19 protein-coding genes are annotated in these 19,848 nt (G+C 66.2%); 2 read left to right on the top strand and 17 right to left on the bottom strand.

Annotated features, from left to right (window positions below):
• Positions 1 to 23: 23 nt before the first annotated feature.
• From ACQR1L_RS04410 to ACQR1L_RS04430, 5 genes are all read right to left on the bottom strand, one after another.
• Positions 24 to 785, bottom strand: coding sequence for an ABC transporter permease (locus ACQR1L_RS04410; protein WP_434856712.1), 762 nt, complete (start codon positions 783 to 785; stop codon positions 24 to 26).
• On the bottom strand, positions 782 to 1,558 hold the full coding sequence (locus tag ACQR1L_RS04415; protein ID WP_434856713.1) for an ABC transporter permease: 777 nt from the start codon (positions 1,556 to 1,558) through the stop codon (positions 782 to 784). The genes ACQR1L_RS04410 and ACQR1L_RS04415 overlap by 4 nt, the downstream gene beginning before the upstream one ends.
• Complete coding sequence (locus ACQR1L_RS04420) at positions 1,555 to 2,400, bottom strand: ABC transporter ATP-binding protein (RefSeq protein ID WP_434856714.1); 846 nt, start codon at positions 2,398 to 2,400, stop codon at positions 1,555 to 1,557. Before ACQR1L_RS04420 ends, ACQR1L_RS04415 begins: the two co-directional genes overlap by 4 nt.
• 497 nt (positions 2,401 to 2,897) lie before the next feature.
• Positions 2,898 to 4,604 (bottom strand): dihydroxy-acid dehydratase, encoded by a 1,707-nt coding sequence (ilvD, locus tag ACQR1L_RS04425; RefSeq protein ID WP_434856715.1) that lies wholly within the window; start codon positions 4,602 to 4,604, stop codon positions 2,898 to 2,900.
• A gap of 23 nt (positions 4,605 to 4,627) precedes the next feature.
• Positions 4,628 to 5,605, bottom strand: a complete 978-nt coding sequence (locus tag ACQR1L_RS04430; RefSeq protein ID WP_434856716.1) for an ABC transporter substrate-binding protein — start codon at positions 5,603 to 5,605, stop codon at positions 4,628 to 4,630.
• A 290-nt stretch (positions 5,606 to 5,895) separates the two neighbouring features.
• Between ACQR1L_RS04430 and ACQR1L_RS04435 the strand changes: the two genes are divergently transcribed.
• A complete protein-coding gene (locus tag ACQR1L_RS04435) occupies positions 5,896 to 6,246 on the top strand; it encodes a RidA family protein (RefSeq protein ID WP_008965519.1) in 351 nt (116 codons plus the stop codon).
• 244 nt (positions 6,247 to 6,490) lie between these two features.
• Here ACQR1L_RS04435 and ACQR1L_RS04440 read toward each other — a convergent pair whose 3' ends face one another.
• From ACQR1L_RS04440 to ACQR1L_RS04485, 10 genes are read right to left on the bottom strand one after another with little or no spacing between them, the layout of a single operon-like run.
• Positions 6,491 to 6,727, bottom strand: coding sequence for a hypothetical protein (locus tag ACQR1L_RS04440; RefSeq protein WP_434856717.1), 237 nt, complete (start codon positions 6,725 to 6,727; stop codon positions 6,491 to 6,493).
• 33 nt (positions 6,728 to 6,760) lie between these two features.
• Positions 6,761 to 7,666 carry an intradiol ring-cleavage dioxygenase gene (locus ACQR1L_RS04445; RefSeq protein ID WP_434856718.1) on the bottom strand — a complete coding sequence of 302 codons (906 nt, stop codon included), beginning with the start codon at positions 7,664 to 7,666 and terminating at the stop codon, positions 6,761 to 6,763.
• Positions 7,667 to 7,685: 19 nt separating this feature from the next.
• Positions 7,686 to 9,440 carry an FAD-dependent oxidoreductase gene (locus ACQR1L_RS04450; protein WP_434856719.1) on the bottom strand — a complete coding sequence of 585 codons (1,755 nt, stop codon included), beginning with the start codon at positions 9,438 to 9,440 and terminating at the stop codon, positions 7,686 to 7,688.
• Between the two features lie 23 nt (positions 9,441 to 9,463).
• Positions 9,464 to 10,525 carry a branched-chain amino acid ABC transporter permease gene (locus ACQR1L_RS04455; RefSeq protein WP_434856720.1) on the bottom strand — a complete coding sequence of 354 codons (1,062 nt, stop codon included), beginning with the start codon at positions 10,523 to 10,525 and terminating at the stop codon, positions 9,464 to 9,466.
• Positions 10,526 to 10,536: 11 nt separating this feature from the next.
• Positions 10,537 to 11,400, bottom strand: a complete 864-nt coding sequence (locus tag ACQR1L_RS04460) for a branched-chain amino acid ABC transporter permease (protein ID WP_434856721.1) — start codon at positions 11,398 to 11,400, stop codon at positions 10,537 to 10,539.
• Positions 11,397 to 12,104, bottom strand: a complete 708-nt coding sequence (locus tag ACQR1L_RS04465; protein ID WP_434856722.1) for an ABC transporter ATP-binding protein — start codon at positions 12,102 to 12,104, stop codon at positions 11,397 to 11,399. Before ACQR1L_RS04465 ends, ACQR1L_RS04460 begins: the two co-directional genes overlap by 4 nt.
• Positions 12,104 to 12,823 (bottom strand): ABC transporter ATP-binding protein, encoded by a 720-nt coding sequence (locus ACQR1L_RS04470; protein ID WP_434857237.1) that lies wholly within the window; start codon positions 12,821 to 12,823, stop codon positions 12,104 to 12,106. Before ACQR1L_RS04470 ends, ACQR1L_RS04465 begins: the two co-directional genes overlap by 1 nt.
• Before the next feature lie 24 nt (positions 12,824 to 12,847).
• Positions 12,848 to 14,128 carry an ABC transporter substrate-binding protein gene (locus ACQR1L_RS04475; protein ID WP_434856723.1) on the bottom strand — a complete coding sequence of 427 codons (1,281 nt, stop codon included), beginning with the start codon at positions 14,126 to 14,128 and terminating at the stop codon, positions 12,848 to 12,850.
• A gap of 41 nt (positions 14,129 to 14,169) precedes the next feature.
• Positions 14,170 to 15,240, bottom strand: coding sequence for a maleylacetate reductase (locus tag ACQR1L_RS04480; protein ID WP_434856724.1), 1,071 nt, complete (start codon positions 15,238 to 15,240; stop codon positions 14,170 to 14,172).
• Entirely contained in the window at positions 15,237 to 16,052 is an 816-nt protein-coding gene (locus ACQR1L_RS04485; protein WP_434857238.1) for a dioxygenase, read from the bottom strand. Before ACQR1L_RS04485 ends, ACQR1L_RS04480 begins: the two co-directional genes overlap by 4 nt.
• Before the next feature lie 148 nt (positions 16,053 to 16,200).
• On the opposite strand from ACQR1L_RS04485, the gene ACQR1L_RS04490 reads away from it, so the two are divergent.
• Positions 16,201 to 17,148 carry a LysR family transcriptional regulator gene (locus ACQR1L_RS04490; RefSeq protein WP_434856725.1) on the top strand — a complete coding sequence of 316 codons (948 nt, stop codon included), beginning with the start codon at positions 16,201 to 16,203 and terminating at the stop codon, positions 17,146 to 17,148.
• On the opposite strand, the gene ACQR1L_RS04495 is transcribed toward ACQR1L_RS04490, so the two are convergent.
• Both ACQR1L_RS04495 and flgK read right to left on the bottom strand, forming a co-directional pair.
• Positions 17,149 to 18,057, bottom strand: coding sequence for a flagellin (locus ACQR1L_RS04495; RefSeq protein ID WP_434856726.1), 909 nt, complete (start codon positions 18,055 to 18,057; stop codon positions 17,149 to 17,151).
• Between the two features lie 15 nt (positions 18,058 to 18,072).
• Positions 18,073 to 19,830 (bottom strand): flagellar hook-associated protein FlgK, encoded by a 1,758-nt coding sequence (gene flgK / locus ACQR1L_RS04500; protein ID WP_434856727.1) that lies wholly within the window; start codon positions 19,828 to 19,830, stop codon positions 18,073 to 18,075.
• Positions 19,831 to 19,848: the final 18 nt, after the last annotated feature.

The following is a 19,848-nucleotide window of genomic DNA, read 5'->3' on the forward strand; positions in this document are numbered from 1 at the left end:
CGATTTTTCGTTGGTCGTGTTTATCAGACTGAGGGGAAGCCGCGCAGCAGATAGGCGCGCAGGCCCTGCAGCAGGGCGTTGAGAATGAGGCCCAGCAGCGAGATCGTGATCAACGGCACGAACATGTCGACCGCCTGGAAGGTGCGCGCGGCGGTGACGAGCACGTGGCCGAGTCCGTCGGTCGAGGTGATCATCTCGGCCAGGAATACCACGATGCAGGAAATCACGAGGCCGATGCGGCAGCCGGTCAGGATCGAGGGCATGGCTGCCGGCAGCACAACCTTCCACAGCACGTCGCGCGGCGGCGTGCCGGCGGCGAGCGCCGACCAGATCAGCTTCTGCTCGACATTGGTCGCCCCGTAATAGGTCGACAGCAGGATCGGGAACAGCGCGTCGGCCGCCACCAGCATGATCTTGGATTCGTGGCCGAAGCCGAGCAGCAGCAGGAAGGCGGGATAGAGCGCAACCTTCGGCAGCGGCGCCAGCACGCGCACGATCGGCTTGACGGCGGCGTTGATCGGCGGACTCACGGCTGCGGCGATGCCGAGGGAGACACCGAGCACGACGGCGATGGCGAAGCCGGCGAACAGCCGGAACAGGGTCGCGGCGATGTCCTGCTGAAAGGTGACGCTGGAGAGCTGCTGCGCCATGCGCAGGAACACCTGCCCGGGCGGCGGCAGCAGGGTCGGCGGCGCATAGCCGAACGACACGAGGCTTTGCCACAACAGCAGGACCAGCACGATCGGCGCGGCGCCCAGCAGGACGTTGTTGGAGGTGCGCGTCATGAGAAGCTCAAGGGCATGTCGAACTGCGGCTCGGACCAGCGCACCAGCCAGCGCCTGACGATTTCGAACGCGGCATCGAGGCAGATGCCCATCGCGCCGACGATGATGATCATCGCGAACACCGTGTCGTACTGGCCCATGTCGAGCGCGTTGAACAGGATGTTGCCGGCGCCCGACTGGCGCGCGATCATCTCGCTGGTGACCATGGTGATCAGCGCCAGCACCAGTCCGGTGCGGCAGCCGGTCAGGATTTCCGGCAGCGCGGCCGGCAGCACGATGCGCAGCAGGCGCTCGGCCGGCGACAGGCCCATGGCGGCGCCCGACCACAGCATCTTCTCCTCGACCGCCTTGGCGCCCTCGAAACTGTGATAGATCACCGGCAGGCTGACGCCGAGGAAGATCACCAGCGTCTTGGAGATATCGCCGACACCGAGCCACAGCATGATGATCGGCATCAGCGCCGCCTTCGGGACGGGATAGATCAGCATCAGCAGCGGATTGAAGAACGCTGCGGTGGCGCGGCTGCGGCCCATCAGCAGTCCCAGCGGGATCGAGAACGCCAGCGCCAGCGCGAAGCCGATCGCCATCCGCCGCAGCGAGGCCAGGATGTTGATCAGCGATTCCTTGTCGGTGAGGATCGGCGGAATCGCGCGCAGCGATTCCAGCGCGGTCGGGAAGCTGTCGTTCTTCAGCCCGAGCGAGGCGAGCTGCCAGAGCAGCAGCAGCCCGCAGCAGGCCAGCACCGGCGCGAGCGGCTTCACGAGCCCGTTCATGACGGCAGCTCGTTGTCGCCGGAGGCGTCGAACATGCGCTCGATCTCGACAATGTAGTTCTGGTAGCGCGGGTCGAGCAGCAGCTCCTCGCGACGGCGCGGGCGCGGCAGGTCGATGTCGATCACCTCGCGGATGCGGCCGGGCGAGCGCGACATCATCACGACCTTGTCGGACAGGAACACGGCTTCCTCGACCGAATGCGTCACGAACAGCACGGTCTTGCGGTCACGCTCCCAGATGTCGAGCAGGTCGTTTTGCAGCCGCGTGCGCGTATGTGCATCGAGCGCGCCGAACGGCTCGTCCATCAGCAGTACCTCGGGGCCATAGGCGAGCGTGCGCGCCAGCGCGACGCGCTGCTTCATGCCGCCGGACAGCTCCTTCGGGTAGAACTTCTCGAAGCCGGTGAGGCCGACCATCGCGAGCAGGGTCCGCGCGAGCACCTCGGCCTTCGCCGGCTTCATGCCCTGCTGCAGCGGGCCGTACATGACGTTGCCGAGCACGCTCTTCCAGGGAAACAGCGCGAACTCCTGGAACACCGGACCGCGATCCGTGCCGGGGCTGGTGATCGGCTTGCCCTTCATCCTCGCGGCGCCACTGGTCGGCTTGACGAAGCCGCCGACGATGTAGAGCAAGGTCGACTTGCCGCAGCCGGACGGGCCGAGGATCGAGACGAAGGCGCCCTCCTCCACTGAGAGCGAGATGTCCGACAGCGCGGTGTGGTCGCGGCGCGACGAGGTCTTGAACACCTGCGAGACGTGGTCGATCTCGATGATCGGAGTCGCTGGGCTGCGGCCGAGCGGAACGCCCGCGAGCTCGCCTGGTCGGATCGGGGTCACGCCCATGTCGGCTTCTCTTTCCGGTGCAGCACGCTTAGAGGCTCCCAATCATCAGGCATCACAGACCGCCTTAGATATTCGTCCGTATCCACATCCACCGTCATTCCTGGGGCAAGGCTGAGGGTCTTGAACCTGGAGCTGGCCCGCCTCACGACGTCGGTCGTTCAAGCCGCCTGCCGACTGCAATGAGCACGGCCATCTCCCCGCCCGAGGTCGTTCCCTCCCCCCTTGTGGGGGAGGGCTAGGGAGGGGGGTGTCCACACCCACCGCTCTCTCGGCTACCCCCCTCCCCAACCCTCCCCCACAAGGGGGGAGGGAGCCTCGAGAGCTTACTCGCCTCACGGCGACAACTTTGGAATCTCGAGCTTGCCTTGCGTTCATGCTCACTAGGCTCGAGATTCCGGGTTGAATCATCGAGGCTGCGCCTCGATGCTTGCCCCGGAATGACGGGGTGTGTGGTCGCAAGATTAGCAAGAACCCTGCCAATCGTCGCGCGTCGCGGCTCATTCCTGCTCCTGATCGAACCAGGGCCATTCCGCAGGTCCCTCATGCGTGACGGCGCCGAGCGGCGCCTGCCCGACCAGTTTCGCGTACTTCGCGAGCGCGCCCGCGCGGTGCCGCGGCGGCCGTTGCGTCCAGGCCTGACGGCGTGAGACGAGTTCGCGCTCATCCAGCAGCACGTCGAGCGTGCGCGCTTTCGCATCGATCCGGATCGGGTCACCGTCCCGCACCAGCGCCAGCGGACCACCGACGAAGGCTTCCGGTGAGACATAGCCGATGCACATGCCGCGGGTGGCGCCGGAGAAGCGGCCGTCGGTGATCAGCGCGACCTTCTCGCCCATGCCCTGGCCGTAGATCAGCGCGGTGACCCCGAGCATCTCGCGCATGCCGGGGCCGCCGACCGGTCCCTCGTTGCGGATGATCAGCACCTCGCCCGCCTGGTAGTTGCGCGCGCGGACCGCGGCGACGCAGGCCTCCTCGTCCTCGAACACGCGGGCACGGCCCTCGAACACCAGGTTCTTGAGACCGGCGACCTTGATGACCGCGCCATCCGGCGCGAGGTTGCCCTTGAGCACCGCGACGCCGCCATCGGCCATCATCGGCTTGGCCGGAGTGAAGACGACCTCTCCATCGGGTGCATTGGCCGTGCCATATTGCTCGGCGAGCGTGCGACCGGTCACCGTGATGCAGGAACCGTCGATGTGACCGCTCTCGATCAGCGCGCGGATCACGACGGCCGCGCCGCCGATGTCATAGACGTCCTTGGCGGTGTACTTGCCGCCGGGCCGGAGATTGCCGATCAGCGGCGTGCGCGAAAACACCTCGCCGACATCGTCGAGCGTGAAGCGGATGCCGGCCTCGTTGGCGATCGCAGGCAGATGCAGCGCGGCGTTGGTCGAGCCGCCGGTGGCGGCGACGATCGCCGCACCGTTCTCCAGGGATTTGCGGGTGACGATGTCGCGCGGCCTCGGACCATCCTTGGCGAGCATCTGCATGATCAGCCGCCCCGCCTGCCGCGCGACATGGCCGCGCTCGACATAGACGCCGGGGATCATCGAGACGTTGGGCATGGACAGCCCCATCGCCTCCGACAGCATGCCCATGGTGTTGGCGGTGAACTGCCCGGCGCAGGCGCCGATCGTCGGCAGGCACGAGCGCTCGATGCCCTCCAGCGTGGCGGCGTCGATCTCGCCGGTCATGTAGCTGCCGACCGCTTCATACGAGTCGAGCACCGTCAGCGTGCGGCCCTGATATTTTCCGGGCAGCGCGCTGCCGCCATAGATGAAGATCGACGGCACATTGCAGCGGACCATGCCCATCATCACGCCGGGCAAGGTCTTGTCGCAGCCGCCGAAGCCGATCAGCGCGTCATAGGCGAGGCCGTGCACGACGGCCTCGATCGAATCGGCGATCAGCTCGCGCGAGAACAGAGAGAACTTCATTCCCTCATGGTTCATGCTGATGCCGTCGGACACCGAAACGGTGGCGAACTCGCGCGGCGTGCCGCCCGCCTCGGAGACGCCCGTCTTGGCGGCATCGACCTGGAAGTCGTGCGTCATGTTGCAGGGCGTCTGCTCGCCCTTCTGGCTGACGATGCCGATCATCGGCTTGGCGATGTCGGCATCATCCAGACCCATCGCGCGCATGAAGGCGCGGTGCGGGGCGCGGTCGAGCCCCTCCACCGTGACGCGCGAGCGCAGCTTCCTCATCGATACGTGCTCCGCGTGGCGCCCTACTGGATCGGCGCGACGATCGAGGGATGCTTGAACTGGGCGACGTCGAGCTTCGGCAGCATGCCGGTCTCGGCGTAGATGTCGAGCATCTTCTGGATCGCCGGGAAGTTCGGCGCGGCGACGGGATCGCGGCCGAAATCATTGTCCTTGAGCAGATAGGTCTCGATCACCGGCACCGGCACCTTCATCACTTCGGACACGACCTTCAGGGTCTCGTCGCGGTTGGCGAGCGCCTTCTTCATGCCGGCGGTGATGTCGCGGACATAGGCCTTCACCAGCTCCGGGTTCTTGTCGACGAAGTCGGCGCGGCAGGCTTCGAGGATGTGGACGATGTTCGGCATCGCCTGCGACAGCTGGAACAGCTTTCGGGTGCCGCCCTTGGCCTCGGCGCGCGCGGCGAACGGCTGGTTCATGTTGACGGCGTCGACGCGGCCCTGGCGCAGCGCATCCTCGGCGACCGCGAAGCCGACCTCGACCAGCTTGATGTCTTTGGCGGGATCGAGCCCGGCCTGCTTCAGGAGCAGGTTGAACGGCCCCTGGGTGCCGCCGCCGATGACGGAGATGCCCACCGTCTTGCCCTTGAGATCGGCGATGGTCTTGATCGGCGAATCGTCCTTCACCGCCCAATACACCGAGAACCCGCCGGGCTTCTCATAGACGTGCTGGGCGACGATGTAGGCCTTGAGACCGCCGCCGACGACGCCGTTCGACAGCGACAGCGGCGCCTGGGTCGCGCAATCCAGCGCGCCAGCGGCGAGCGCCTGGGTCATCGGTGCCGTGCCCTGGAACTGGGTCCACTCGATGTTGTAGGTCTTGCCGAGATCCGGAAATTCGCTCGGCCGCTTCATCATCCAGTATTTGGATTCCTCCGCCGGAATGGTCCAGCCGACGCGGATCGTCTGCTGCGCGAAGCCCGGCCCCGCATTCGTCGCCAACGTCATCGCTGCCAGCGCCGCCAGCATTAACCGTGTCCGCATCACGCCCCTCCGAAATCGTTTAAAAGGAACCTCGCGGGGAATGTTTCATGTCTCAAATATCGGTGCAAGCGCGGAAAACATTCCGTGCTTGCCTCTGCCATGAGCAGCTTTCGCCGCACCGCGACAATGCGTCGGCAGGCGGAAAACACATGATGGCCGCGTGGAGTTTGCAGGACGCCAGACCCGCAATTTAAGGTCGCGTCGCTCCGAAGCCGTCGCAGCCGACTGGCATTGCGGCGCGGCACGCGCTAGGGAGAGGCCCCGAATTGACCTTTTAAGGAGTTCTCTCGATGTCCATCCAGCGCTTTGAAGTCGGCCCGCGCATGAGCCAAGTCGTCGTGCACGGCAATACCGTCTATCTGGCGGGCGTCGTCGCGCAGAAGACCGCCGGCGAAAGCGTGACCAAGCAGACCGAGGAGATCCTGTCGATCATCGACGGTCATCTCGCCAAGGCCGGCACCGACAAGACCAAGCTGTTGTCCGCGACGATCTACCTCACCGACATCAAGACCTTCGGCGAGATGAACGCGGTGTGGGACGGCTGGGTCTCGGCCGGCAACACGCCGGCGCGCGCCACCGTCGAGGCTGGGCTGGCCGCGCCGCAATACACGGTCGAGATCATGGTGATCGCGGCGAAGTAAGTCGTGCTCACTGCCCGCACGCGGAGTGATTTGAGTCGATAATCTCGCGGCGTGCGAACCTCTCCCCGCTTGCGGGGAGAGGTCGGATTGCATCACCAGATGCAATCCGGGTGAGGGGGTACAGGTCTCACCGCGAACGCTCCCGGCGCGTGTGCCCCTCTTCACACCACCCGTTCCGCTGCCCCTCACCCCAACCCTCTCCCCGTGAAGAACGGGGAGAGGGAGCGTAGCGAGTTCGCGGCTTCTATTTAGTCTCGCGCCGGCCGGTGTTGCGATTGAGCGGCGCGCGGCGCTCGCGCGTCAGCCCTTCCGGCAACACCGGTTCGGTACCGGGTAAGGGCTCGGCGCGCACGTCGGCGCCCCACTGCTCCCGCTGGCGCGGCGTCGTTTCGTCCTTGACCTGCTGCGGTTGCGGCAAACCGTCCTTGCTGACGGGATCATAGGCGCCGGAGCGCAGGTCGCGGGTGTCTCTGCCTGTCATGGTCGTCCAACGGACGTTGCCACCGGTTCGTTCCTACACGTGATCCTGCGACCGGCCGATGCGCACCGCCGCCAGCACGAAGTCGAAATGCGTCTCCCAGAACGGGTTGGCGAAGGCGAGCTGCTCGGCGCGGCGGGGATCGTCGACGCGATCGAATTTCGCCAGCAGGCTCTTCTTGACCCCGAACACCGCATCGGAATCGATGTAGCGATCGTCGGGATCGAAGATGTGGGTGGTCAGCGTCTCGAAGCCGTCGCCCGAGATGATGAAGTGCAGATGCGCCGGCCGATAGGGATGCCGGCCGAGCTTGCCCAGGAGCTGGCCGACCGGGCCGTCGTCGGGGATCGGATAGAAGCGCGGCTTGACGGCGCGGAACCAGTAGCGGCCCGCCTCGTCGGTGCGGAACACGCCGCGCAGGTTGAAGTCGGGCTGCAGGCCCTTCTGCTGCACGTCGTAGAAGCCGTCATCGTTGGTCTGCCAGACGTCGATCTTCACATTCGGGATCGGCCGCCCCTCGGTGTCGCGGATCGTGCCGGAGATCACCATGTCCTCGCCCTTGCGGTCGAGGCAGATGTTGCTGCCGAGCGGCAGCTCCGGCGCGTCGTGCACGTAGAACGGCCCGAGCACGGTGCTCTCGGACGCGCCGGCCGGCTTGCGGTGGTTGATCGCGTCGACCAGCATGGAGACGCCGAGCACGTCCGACAGCAGGATGAATTCCTGCCGCCATTCGTTGCACATCTGGCCGGTGCGGGTCAGGAACATGATCGCCTCGAACCATTCCTGCTGGGTCGGCTCGATCTCCTTCACCGCCTCGTGCAGCTTGCGGGTGATGACCGCCATCACCTCCTTCAGCCGCGCGTCCTTGGCGTTCTTGTTGCGGCCGATCACGACTTCGGCGGAGTTCTCTTCGGTGAAATAGCCTTGCTCATGATCGTCCATGAGGTCTTCCCTTTCCGCTTCAGTTCGCCAGGATCTGCTTGAACACGCGGCGCAGCTCCGCCGCCGGATCCTCGGCCAAGGTCTCGCGCCGCCAGCACACGTGCTGATCCGGCCGCGTCAGCACGATGCCGCCGTCCCTCACCTCGCGCAACCGCGACCAGTCGCCGTCGAGATCCTGCCAGACCTGGCGCGGGCCGATCACATGCGCGTCGATCTCGATGCCGAGCTCCTGGCTGAGCTTCCTCGCCGCCGCCGCCCAGGCCTCGCCGCCGATACCGGTCAGCACCGTGAACTTGCCATGGCCGGCGAGATCGAGCGTCGAGATTTTCGTGCCATCCTTGCCGAACAGCCACGCATGCGGCAGCCGCGCGCCAGGCCAGGTCGTCTGCTGGAAGTGCAGCTCGGGATCCCGGGTGAAGGCCGGCTCCTGCTGCCCGTCGGTCACGATGGCGTCCGAGCGATAGCGGTGGTTCATCTCGACGCCGTGGGCATCGAACTCATAGACCTTGCTGGCGATGGTCTCGCGGATCTTGGCACGCTGCTGCTCGGCCTGCTCGGTGCGGTCGCAGCGCGCGTCCATGTTCTGCTGCATCTTGACGGGATCAATCGAGTCCAGCAGGCCGAGCGCCTGGAAGATCGGCCCGAACTCCTCGATCGACTTGTTGGCGCGGGTGACGATCTGCTTGGCGACCGGCGCGCGCTCGATCGTGTAGCTGTCGAGCAGCTTTGGCCCGGCGCGGTCCTTGATGACATAAGCGAGCTTCCAGGCCAGGTTGAAGGCGTCCTGGATCGAGGTGTTGGATCCCAAGCCGTTCGATGGCGGATGGCGGTGGATCGCGTCGCCCATGCAGAACACGCGGCCATGCGACGTGCGGGTCGCGTACATGTTGTTGACGGTCCAGGTCGATACCGACTGCAGCTCGATCTGAAGCTCCTGGTCGCCGACGAGATCGCGCGCGACCTTCAAGGCAAACGCCTCGTCGACATCCGGCGCCGGCTGGTTGATGTCATAGCCCCACACGATCAGCCATTCGTTCCACGGCCGCACCATACGCACCAGACCCATACCAATGCCGCCGACATCGGCGCCGGGCTGCACCACCCAATACAGCACCGACGGCCGGTGCGCGACGTAGCGCGACAGATCGGCCTTGAACAGGATGTTCATCGAGCCGCCGACGCCCATCTTGCCCTCGAACGGCAGGCCGGCATGCTGGGCGACCAGCGAGTTGCCGCCGTCGGCGCCGATCAGATATTTCGAGCGCACGGTGAACGTCTTGCCGGTCAGGCGGTCGAGCAAGGTCGTGGTGACGCCGTCATCGTCCTGAACGTGGCTCTCATACACCGTCGACATCCGCGCCTGCGTGCCGCGCGAGCACGCCGTCTTGAACAGCAGCGGCTCCATATAGGTCTGCGGCAGGTCGTTCATCTTCGCCGGCGACGACAGCTGGTGCTCGGCGCGCGACAGCGGGTGATTGCCCCAGGTCTTGAGCCGGCCGATCTCCTCGCCGGCGAGCGAGGTGCAGAACACGTTCTCGCCCATGATGTCCTGCTCCGAGGCGAACATGTAGGCCTCGTCCTCGACGTCGCGGCCGAGGTCGCGCAGCACCTCCATCGTACGCTGGTTGGTGATGTGCGCGCGCGGCGTGTTGGCGAGCCAGCGATAGCGGTTGACCACCATGTTCTCCACGCCATAGGTGGACAGCAGCGCCGCCGCGGCCGAGCCGGCCGGACCGGTACCGATGATGAGAACGTCTGTTTTGATGTCGGCCATCGGGCCCTCCCTGTCGTTTGTTGTCAGTTGTCGATCGGTCCGCCGCGCAGCAGGCGGCGGACCGGCAGCAGCTGGATGCCGGTCCGGCTCGCGAACAGGCCCCACAATCCTTGCGGCGCGAACAGCATGATGACGATGCCGATCAGGCCGAGCGCGAGCAGATAGAGCGAACCGAAATCGGCGAGCAGCTTCTGCAGGGCGAAGAAGATCAGGACGCCGACGATCGGCCCCTCGATGGTGCCGATGCCGCCGATCACGACGATGAAGATCACATAGGCGGTCCAGTCGATCACCGAGAACGCCGCGTCCGGCGAGATCCGCGCCTTCTGCACATAGATCAGCGCGCCGACGAGACCGGTCAGCGCCGCGCTGGTCAGATAGACCATGGCCTTCAGCCGCCGCGCATCGACGCCGACGGCGCGCGCAGCCTCCTGGTTATCGCGGACGGAGGCGAGCGCGAGACCATGGCGCGAGCGCAACAGCCGATACACCGTGAAGATCGTCGCGACCGCGAGCAGCAGCGCCAGCCAGTAGCAGATGATGTCGACCGCCTGCGCCGGCCGCACGCCGAACAGACGCTGCACGACATCGGTGCCGAACATGGCGCGGGTCGCGGCCCCCGGCAGCGATGTGCCGGTGCCGCCGCCGAGCGTCTTCCATTGCGCGACGACGAGGCGGACGATCTCCGCGACCACCCAGGTGCCGATCGCGAAGTATGCCCCCTGCAGACGGAAGGCGAAGAAGCCGGCGGGGATGGCGAGCGCAGCCGCAGCCACGCCACCGAGCAGGATCGAGAGCAGCGGATCGAGCTTGAGCAGCACGACGCCGGCGAACATCGCGTAGGCGCCGAGGCCGACGAAGGCCTGCTGGCCGACGGAGACGAGGCCGGCATAGCCCGCGAGCAGGTTCCAGCTCTGCGCCAGCACCAGCATGGTCAGGATGAAGAACAGGTCCTGCAAGGTCGAGCGCGGCAGATAGGCCGGCGCGACGACGCCGGCCACGACGATGAGCGCCGCAATGATGGCGAAGACAATCGAGGCCTTGGTCCTCGTCTCGACGCGCCAGGGGATGGATCGTCCGTGCATCGCCCTGCCCCTCAATCGACCGCGCGCGGGAAGAAGCCGCGCGGACGGACCAGCAGCACCAGCACGAAGGCGATATGACCGGCGAGGATCTGCCATTCCGGATTGATCGCACCGCCGAGCGTCTGCGCCGCGCCGAGCACGACGCCGCCGGCCAACGTCCCCCACAGCGAGCCGAGCCCGCCCATGATGACGGCCTCGAACGCATAGATCAGGCGCGCCGGACCGATGGTCGGATCGAAATTGGCGCGGGTGCCGAGAAACACGGCGGCGATCGCGACGATCGCCATCGCGATGCCCGTCGCCACCGCAAAGGTCCGGTTGGGCCGGATGCCCATCAGGCCGGCGGTCACGGCGTCATCGGAGGTGGCGCGGAAGGCGCGGCCGAGCTCGGTGCCGTAGAGCACGCGGTTGAGGATCAGGATCACGCCAACCGCCGAGGCGAAGGTCAGCATCGGCATGACGCCGATGTTGAACGGCCCGATTGCGACCGACGCAGTCTCCAGCGAGCCTGCGGGAATGCGGCGGCTGTCGGCCGAATAGGCTTGCAGCAAGCCGTTCTGCAGCACCACCGACAGACCGAAGGTCACGAGCAGCGGCGGCAGGATGTCCGGGCCGAGCGTCCGGTTGAGCACATAGGCTTGCAGCAGCCAGCCGATGCCGAACATCAGCGGCATCGCGATGACAACGGCGACGAACGGATGCAGGCCAAGACCGCTGACCAGCACCAGGATCAGATAGGCCGCGAGCACGATCAAATCGCCATGCGCGAGATTCACCAGCCGCATGATGCCGAATACGAGCGAGAGCCCGGCGGCGAACAGCGCGTAGAGGCCGCCGAGCAGCACGCCCTGCAGGATGGTGTCTGCCCAGCTCATGCGTGCGCTCCGAAATAGGCCGCGTGGATCGCTTCGCGGCTGAGCTCCGCGGGCCGGCCGCTCAGGGTCACGCGGCCCTCCATCATGCAGTACAGCCGATCCGCGACCTTCATGGCCTGGCCGATGTCCTGCTCGACGATCACGATCGACGCGCCGCTGGCGCGGATCGCCGGAAACGCGGCGTAGATGTCCTTGATGATGATCGGCGCGAGGCCGAGGCTCAGCTCATCGCACAGCAGCACGCGCGGGTTCGACATCAGCGCTCGCCCGATCGCCACCATCTGCTGCTGGCCGCCGGACAGCGCGGTGCCCGGCGTGTGGCGCCGCTCCTTCAGCACCGGGAACAGCCGGTAGATCGTCTCCAGCGACCAGGGCCCCGGCGCTGCGCGGCCGTAGCGCCCGATCAGCAGGTTCTCCTCCACCGACAGCGAGGGAAACAGTTTTCGTCCCTCCGGCACCATCGCGATGCCGAGCGCCACGACATCAGGCGCAGCCAGCGCGCCGATCGGGCGTCCGTCGAACAGGATCTGATCGGCGCCGTTGCGCAGCACGCCCGAGATCGAGCGCATCAAGGTCGACTTGCCGGCGCCGTTGGCGCCGACGATCGCAATCGTCTCGCCGGCCTCCAGCACGAGGTCGACGCCGAACAGCGCCTGGAAGTCGCGATAGAACGCCGTCAGTCCATGGGTTGCGAGCAGCGCCATCAGACCTCGATCCCCAGATAGATCTCGCGCACCGCGCTGGAGGCCATGATCTCCTCGGGCTTGCCGATGCCGATGACCTTGCCGAAATTGAGCACCAGGAGCCGCTGCACCACGGCATTCAGCGCATGCAGCACGTGCTCGATCCAGACGATGGTCACGCCGGAGGCGTGGATGCTGCCGATCGTCTCGACCAGCGATTGACATTCGGCCTCCGTCAGGCCGCCGGCGATTTCGTCGAGCAGCAGCAGTTTCGGATCGGTGGCGAGCGCGCGCGCCAGCTCCAGCCGCTTCCGCTGCAAAAGGCCGAGCCCGCCGGCCAGCATGTTGGCGCGGTCGATCAGCCCGGTCTTGACCAGGATGTCGGCGCAGCGATCGGTGACCTCGGATTCCGCCTTGCGCGATCCCATGCTCGCGGCCACCACGAGGTTCTCGAACACAGTCAGCTTCTCGAACGGCTGCGGGATCTGGAACGTGCGCCCCACCCCCGCATGACAGCGCGCCATCGGCGGCATCCGCGTGACGTCGACGCCATCGAACGCCACGCGGCCGGCGTCAACACGCAGATTGCCGGTGATCAGGTTGAACAGCGTCGACTTGCCGGCGCCGTTCGGACCGATGATGCCCAGCGCCTCGCCCGGCGCGACGTCGAAGGTCACGTCATCCGTGACCTTCAACGCGCCGAAGCGCTTGGCGACATGATCAAGCTCGAGGATGGGCACGCCGGCTGCTCCGCTCATCACATGTCAGGCGATCGGCTCCATCTTCCCGCCCGCGGGAATGTTCGGCGCCGTCTTGTTGTCGGTGATGACGAGGTCGTAGCCGCCGCCATCCTTGAGCCGCCACTGCCCGCCGACCAATGGCGTCTTGCAGACGTTCTTCGCGGCGAAGGGCGGCAGCTTGGCGCCGTTCCAGGCGATCGGACCGACGATGGTGTCGAGCTTGGTCGCGGCGACCGCGGCCGTCACCTTGTCGGCATTGGTCGGATCGTCGACACGCTTGAGCACGTCGGCCGCGATCTCGAACAGCGCGTGCACGAAGCCGATCGGCTGCGTCCACGGCCGCTTGGTCGCGGCGGTGAAGCCGTCGGCGAGCTCCTTGGCTGAAGCACCCGTGAGTGACGATTTGAACGGATGGCTCGGCGTCCACCAGACTTCCGAGGAGAGATTGTGCCCCTGCTTGCCGAGCGCTTCCACGGCTTGCGGGAACAGCAGCGCCTTGCCGATCGAGGCGATCTTCGGCGCAAAGCCCTTCTGCTTGGCCTGATTCCAGAACGTGGTGAAATCCGGCGGGATCATCACGCCGGTGATCACCTCGACATTGCCGGATTTGAACGCGTTGATTTGGGCGGAGAAGTCGTCCGACAAATTCTGGTAGCGGCCGGGATCGATCAGCTTGTAGCCCTTCTCGGTCAGCACCGGCGGGAAGCCGACCTTCGGATCGCCCCAGGCGTTGCCGTCGCCGTCATTGGGGAAGAGACCGCCGACCTGCTTGTTGGTCGAGAGCTGCGCCCACATGTTGGTGAAGACGGCGATGACGTCCTCCAGGCCCCAGAAGAAGTGATAGCTCGAGCTGAACGGCTTCCACGACGCGGGATCGCCGGGATTGCCCTGCTGGCCGATGAACCAGGGCTGCCATGGCGCGACGGTCGAGATGCACGGCAGGCCCTCGGACTCGCAGGTCGTCGACACCGGGTTGGTCGTCTCGGGCGTCGAGGCGACGAGCATGAGGTTGACCTTGTCGCTGACGATCAGCTCCTTGGCAACCTCGGCGGCGCGGTTCGGATTCGACTGGCTGTCCTTGACGACGACCTGCACCTGAAGGCCGGCCGCCTTGGCCGCGGCGTTGAAGCCGTCGATGATGAACTTGTCGGCTTCTGCAAATGCGGCAAGCGGTCCGCTCTGCGGGCTGACATAGCCGATCTTGGCCGCCTTGCCGGCCGCGAGCGCGGGCTTGAAGATCGCATCCGTCGCAGACAGCAGGCCGCCGACAGCGGCAGTCTCGAGGAGCCTTCGTCGCGTGATCATGTCGTTCCCTCCCTGTTTTGTTTTTTAAAGTAACGATCGGTCTACAACGGTGGTTCTGTGCCGGCCCAGGCGTCCTGCAGCAGCGCGCGGATGTCAGCCTGGCTGAACGACCGCGGATTGGCGTAGGGGTTCCTGACAGCAATCGCGGCCGCCCGGTCGAGATCGGACTCGGTCAGGCCGAAATCCTTCAGCCGGGTCGGCGCGCCAAGCAGAACAGCGAAGCGATGCAGCGCCTTGCCGGGCGTCGCGCCGCCGAATGCCTGCGACACCGGTGCCAGAAGATCGCCGGCGACCGCGGCGTTGAAGCCGATCGTGTGCGGCAGCAGGATCGCATGAGTCTGCGCATGCGGCGTGTCGAAGCTGCCCCCCAGCGTGTGACAGAGCTTGTGATGCAGCGACATCGAGGCGCCGCCGAGGGTCGCCCCGCACAGCCATGCACCATACAGAGCATCCGCGCGCGCGACTCTGTCGGAGAGATCCGCCACCACGGCCGGCAGCGCGGTCGCAAACGCCCTGATCGCGTCGGCCGCCATCAGCGACAGGATCGGATTGCGGTCGGGCGCATACAGCGCCTCGGCGGCATGCGCGATCGCGTTCAGGCCTGACGAGACCGTCATCTCCTTCGGCAGGCTCAGCGAGAGATCGACGTCGTAGATCACCGTCTCCGGCAGGATCGCGGGATCACGCCGCGTGGTCTTCTCGCCACTGCTGGTCTCGCCGAGGATGTCGGTCATCTCGGAGCCGGCATAGGTGGTCGGGATGGCGATCTGGTCGGCCCCGGTGCGCAGCGCGATCGCCTTGCCGAGCCCGATCGACGAGCCGCCGCCGAGCGCGATCACGCAATCCGCCCCACTCTGCTCATAGGCCGCCACGGCTTCGCGGGTGACGTCCACGGGCGTGTGCATCACCGCGCCGGCGAAGACGCCGGCCGTAGCGCTGCCGAGCCGGTCGGCGAGCGCATCGATGTCCTTGCGCTGCTGCGGCGTCGCCAGCAGCAGCGCGCGCCTGCGGCCGAGCCGCTGCAGCTCGGCGCCGAGCTGCGACAATGTGCCCGCGCCGAACACGACGCGCGAGCGGATACCCGGGAAGACGAAGGCGCGTGTGCTCGTCATGTCATGCTCCGCGTCTTCGGCGCGCGCGCCATGACGAAGGTGTAGGCGAGGCTCCACGGCACATCCTTGCGCCGCGTCGGCTTGAAGTCGGCGAGCAGGCTCGGCTTCACGCAATGCAGCGCGTCTTCGGTCGTATCAGTGCGGTCGAACAGCTGCGTCGTGATCGGCTCGAAGCCGGCGGCGGAGACGATGAAATGAATGCTGGCCGGGCGCCGCAGCGGACAGCCGAGCTGCCCGAGCAGCCGGCCCGCGGGACCATCGACCGGCACAGCATAGCTCGCCGGCTTCACCGTGAGATAATCGAACGCGCCATCAGCATCGGTGGTGAAAATGCCGCGGAGATTGCAGTCCGGCTGCTCGTCCGGCTGCTGGTTCTCGAAGAAGCCCTGCCCGTTGGCCTGCCAGGTCTCGACGACGGCGCCGGCAATCGGATGACCGTCGAGATCCACCACCCTGCCCGCGACCGCGAGCGGCTCACCTGCGCCGTCGAGACAGATGTTCGCGCCATTGGGGCGGCGCGGCGCGTCGGCGCGATAGAACGGGCCGCGCGGCGCGTTCGGCGTGGCGCCCGCGGGACGGCGGCTGTTGATGTCCTCGACCAGCGCGGTCGCGCCGATGAGGTCGGCCAGCAGCACCCATTCCTGGCGGTTGTCGGTGGTGGCATCGCCGACGGCTGCGAGATACGCCATCGCGTCGCGCCATTCTGCCCTGGTCGGACGAAGCTCGCGGATCAGCTGATGGATGTGGCTGACGATGGCGATCATGCCGATCGCCAGCCGGCCGTCGCCGGCCCGCGCGATGCGCTCCAGCATGGCCTCGCCCGGCTGTCCGCCACTGCGATCGATGGGCAGCTCCTGCCGCATCGTCCCTCCCCGGAAACATTGTCCTGTTTTGTGGAACGGTAGCAGGGCCCGGCGAGGGCGTTGATGATTTCTGCGCGGGATAATATAGCACATTGCTATGAAGATCGACGAACGCCACTTGGTTCAGCTCGCCGCCGTCATCAATGCCGGGGGCGTCACCGAGGGCGCCGCGCTGCTCGGCATGACGCAGCCGGCGGTCTCGCGCACGCTTGCCGCCCTGGAAAAGCGGCTGGGCGAGCCGCTGTTCGTCAAGGGCCGCCGGCCGCTGCGTCCGACGCCGTTCGGCCGGGCGCTTGCCGATCACGGCCAGGCCATGCTGCTCGCCTCGCGCAAGGCGTCCGAGTTGATTGACAATTTCCGCCACGGGCTGGCCGGCACCGTGCGTGTGGCCGGAACGCCGTTCTTCATGGATGGCCTGATCTCCGGCCTGATCGCCGAGTTTCACAACGTCCGCCCCGACGTGCGCGTGATCCAGAGCTACGGCTACATGCCGGACCTGCAGGAGGCGATCCGTGCCGACCGCATCGATCTCGCCATCTGCCCGGTCGACGTGCTCGACGGCGATGACCTTGAATTCCAGTCGATCCTGCCCGGGCGCAACGTCATCGCTTGCCGCGTCACCCACCCGCTGCTGATGAAACGCAAGCTGAAAGGGCCGGAGATCCTGGATTACCCCTGGATCGCTCCGCCGCCGAACAGTCCGCTGCAGGCCGACATGCGCGCGCTGCTGCTGTCGTTCGGCTCGACCGGCGTGAGCATGCCTTACGTGGGCGGCTCGCTGGCAAGCGCGATGAACTATCTGAAGCGCAGCGATGCGCTCACCATCCTGCCGCACGGCGTCGTCTTCGCCTATCGCAAGGAGCGCGAGATCACCGCGCTGCCGCTGCGCGTGCCGCATCCGGAGCGCGCGCTCGGCATTCTGCGGCTCGCCGGAAGCCCGCAATCGCCCGCGGTGCTCGCGTTCTCGGACTCGGTCGCAAAGGGTTTTGCCGCGCTCGCCGAGTTGATCCGCCGCCACGAGCAATCGGTGATCTGGAAGGGCTGATCACCGCAGATAGCTGGCCAGGTTCAGGCTCTGGATCTTGGAGATCGCCGTGTACGAGGCCGTCAGTTGCGCCTGATACGTCGACAATTGTGCGGTGACCGCCGCGACGTCGACGCTGGTCAGGTCGGTCGCAAGGCTCTCGGCATAGCTCTTGTAATCGGTCTGCTGCGACTTGGCGCTCTCGATCCGCGACGCGGCGTCGGATAGCTTCGCCTGCACCGTCGCCACCTCGTCCACGGCCTGATCGGCAAGCGTCAGGGCCGCGCTGATGTCGCTGTCGGACAGGTTCGCGCTGTTCGCAACATATTTGAGGACGCGCATGACCTTTTCAAACGCCGGGTCGTCCGCCGTCACACCATAGCTCACGGACTGCCGGTCCGACACCCGCACCGACGCAAGCTCGCTGTCACCCTGGTAATAGCTGGTGTCGGCCGTCGTCAGCGAGCCCGTTCCCGACGCGAAGGCCGAGGTGTCGACGGCGGTTGTCGAGGTTCGCGCGCCGCCGAACAGATATTGTCCATCGTACCGCGTGTTGAGGATCCCCGTCATCTGCTGCAGCAATTGCTGCGCGGTACTGATGGCAGAGGAGGTTCCCGTGCTGCTGCCAGACGTCGCGGCGCTCAGCGCCGATCGCAGCTGCGTGACGACATCGGACACCTGGCCGACCGCCGAATACATCACCTGCACCTTGCTGTCGGCCAACGTCGCCGCATCGATATAGGACTGGGCACGGGTGACCGAGACCTGCAGGTTGACGACATGCTGGGTGTCGGCGCCGTAGTCCGCAAGATACTCCGATTTCAATCCCGACGCTTCCTGGACCTGCAGCGTCGCCATGGTCGCCTGCGTCCGCAGCGAGCTTGCGATCATCTGGTCGGAATTCGCAAAGGTCGCGATCCGCATCGTCATGGCATTCGCTCCGGGTTAGCTCGACTGCACGGCGCTGAGCAGCGACGAGAACATGCTGTTGACGACGGAGATGACCTGAGACGCCGCCGCATATTTGTTCTGCAATGCGCTCAGCCTGGCCGTCTCCTCGTCGATGTTGACGCCGGATTGCGAGGACAGGGAACTGGCGTAGGTCGATTGGGCCGTTGATTTCGTCGTGTAGGCGCTCGATGCCTGCGACGCCTTGCTGGCGACATTGGCGACGATGGCCGCCGCGTAGTCGGCGAACGAACCGGTCGTCGCGCTCAGGCCTCCGGCCGACGAGAAACTCGTCGCGCCGGTCAGCCTGTCGTAGAGCGCGTTGATGATCGTCGCCGACCCCGACGTCAGCACCTGGCTTCCGGTCGTCAGGGTCGTGGACCCGTCGAGCGATCCGGTCGGCAGGCCTGCATCGCCGGACAGGATGCTGCTTCTCACCGCGAAGTCGGCAGCGCCCGTCCCGGTCACAAGGTCGTTCATGCCGAAATAATCGGAGAAGCCGGCGCCGCCGATCGCGCTGCTCATATCGTTGATGGCGACGCCATACGAGGACGACGTTGCGCTGATCGACAGATGCCCGGCAGAGTCGACCGACGCGGAGACACCGGAGATGCCGTTCAGGGCGGTGACCAGGTCACCCACCGTGGCATAGGACGACAGATCGAGATCCTGGTAGGAGACGAGATTGCCGCTCTGGTCGGCCACGGCGATGCGGACCGTACCGGAGGCAGACAGCGACGCCACGCCGCTGGTCGCCGTCGTGCCGGTCAGATTGTTCGGCGGCGGCACTGCCGATGCGCCATTCGTGGTCTCGTTGAGCGCCGATGCCAATTGTGACGCCAGTTGATCGAGCTGGCTCTGCACCGCCGGGAGCGTCTGGTCGCGCAGGGTCACCAGCGCGCCGATCTTGCCGGAGGTGATCTGCGAGGTCACGTCGACGCCGTCGACCATGATGCCGCTGAAGCCGCCGGACCCATAGCTGGAGGACGCCGAGACGTTGGCCGACGCCGTATAGCTGAGCACGTGAACGGAGCTGTCGACCAGCGCCCGCCCCGACGACGTGTAGACCTGCAGGTCGCCGTTCGACGCCGAATAATAGCTGACGTTCATATAGGACGAGAGATCCTGCAGCGCGGCGTTGCGCTGGTCCTCGAGGTCGGCCGTGGACTGGCCCGACGCCGCCAGCTTCCGGATCTCGACGTTGAGATCGGCGATCTGCTGCAGGTCGTCGTTGACGCTTTCGACCGACGACGCGATGTCCTTGTCGGCGTTGGCGCGGAGAGTCTGTACGCTGCTGGACGTGCCGCGCAGCTGGCTCGCGAAATCATCGAGGGCGCTGACGACGGCGGACTGCAGCGACACGCTGCTCGGCGAACTCGCCAGCGATGACAGCGCTGACTCCAGCGATGCCAGCGAGTTGGCGAGCGACGTTCCGCCAGTCGATGTCCCCGACGTCGAGGCGCTGCCGAACAGCTGCTGAAGCTGTTCGAGATAGTTGTTCGTGGCGTCGGCGGAGCCGAGCTCGGAATTGGCGGCGATCAGCGACTTCAGCAGCAGCTTGTCGACATTGCTCGAAATGCCGGTGATCGACACGCCGGTGCCGATCCCGGCCGTGACGTCGGCGACCTGGTTGGCCGATTTCCGCGTATAGCCCGTGGTATCGGCGTTCGAGATGTTCGACGACGCCAGACTGATCTGCAACTCCGTCGCGGAGATGCCGCTGAACGCGACGAGCCGTGCTATATCGAGCGACATCGTTCGACTCCCGCTTCC

This window comes from Bradyrhizobium sp. HKCCYLR20261, assembly GCF_051168435.1.
Classification (GTDB): domain Bacteria; phylum Pseudomonadota; class Alphaproteobacteria; order Rhizobiales; family Xanthobacteraceae; genus Bradyrhizobium.

Excerpts from the sequence above, each read along its gene's own strand:
- ACQR1L_RS04410 (WP_434856712.1), bottom strand. The coding sequence starts at position 785 with ATGACGCGCACCTCCAACAACGTCCTGCTGGGCGCCGCGCCGATCGTG.
- ACQR1L_RS04415 (WP_434856713.1), bottom strand. The coding sequence starts at position 1,558 with ATGAACGGGCTCGTGAAGCCGCTCGCGCCGGTGCTGGCCTGCTGCGGG.
- ACQR1L_RS04420 (WP_434856714.1), bottom strand. The coding sequence starts at position 2,400 with ATGGGCGTGACCCCGATCCGACCAGGCGAGCTCGCGGGCGTTCCGCTC.
- ilvD (WP_434856715.1), bottom strand. The coding sequence starts at position 4,604 with ATGAGGAAGCTGCGCTCGCGCGTCACGGTGGAGGGGCTCGACCGCGCC.
- ACQR1L_RS04430 (WP_434856716.1), bottom strand. The coding sequence starts at position 5,605 with ATGCGGACACGGTTAATGCTGGCGGCGCTGGCAGCGATGACGTTGGCG.
- ACQR1L_RS04435 (WP_008965519.1), top strand. The coding sequence starts at position 5,896 with ATGTCCATCCAGCGCTTTGAAGTCGGCCCGCGCATGAGCCAAGTCGTC.
- ACQR1L_RS04440 (WP_434856717.1), bottom strand. The coding sequence starts at position 6,727 with ATGACAGGCAGAGACACCCGCGACCTGCGCTCCGGCGCCTATGATCCC.
- ACQR1L_RS04445 (WP_434856718.1), bottom strand. The coding sequence starts at position 7,666 with ATGGACGATCATGAGCAAGGCTATTTCACCGAAGAGAACTCCGCCGAA.
- ACQR1L_RS04450 (WP_434856719.1), bottom strand. The coding sequence starts at position 9,440 with ATGGCCGACATCAAAACAGACGTTCTCATCATCGGTACCGGTCCGGCC.
- ACQR1L_RS04455 (WP_434856720.1), bottom strand. The coding sequence starts at position 10,525 with ATGCACGGACGATCCATCCCCTGGCGCGTCGAGACGAGGACCAAGGCC.
- ACQR1L_RS04460 (WP_434856721.1), bottom strand. The coding sequence starts at position 11,400 with ATGAGCTGGGCAGACACCATCCTGCAGGGCGTGCTGCTCGGCGGCCTC.
- ACQR1L_RS04465 (WP_434856722.1), bottom strand. The coding sequence starts at position 12,104 with ATGGCGCTGCTCGCAACCCATGGACTGACGGCGTTCTATCGCGACTTC.
- ACQR1L_RS04475 (WP_434856723.1), bottom strand. The coding sequence starts at position 14,128 with ATGATCACGCGACGAAGGCTCCTCGAGACTGCCGCTGTCGGCGGCCTG.
- ACQR1L_RS04480 (WP_434856724.1), bottom strand. The coding sequence starts at position 15,240 with ATGACGAGCACACGCGCCTTCGTCTTCCCGGGTATCCGCTCGCGCGTC.
- ACQR1L_RS04485 (WP_434857238.1), bottom strand. The coding sequence starts at position 16,052 with ATGCTGGAGCGCATCGCGCGGGCCGGCGACGGCCGGCTGGCGATCGGC.
- ACQR1L_RS04490 (WP_434856725.1), top strand. The coding sequence starts at position 16,201 with ATGAAGATCGACGAACGCCACTTGGTTCAGCTCGCCGCCGTCATCAAT.
- ACQR1L_RS04495 (WP_434856726.1), bottom strand. The coding sequence starts at position 18,057 with ATGACGATGCGGATCGCGACCTTTGCGAATTCCGACCAGATGATCGCA.
- flgK (WP_434856727.1), bottom strand. The coding sequence starts at position 19,830 with ATGTCGCTCGATATAGCACGGCTCGTCGCGTTCAGCGGCATCTCCGCG.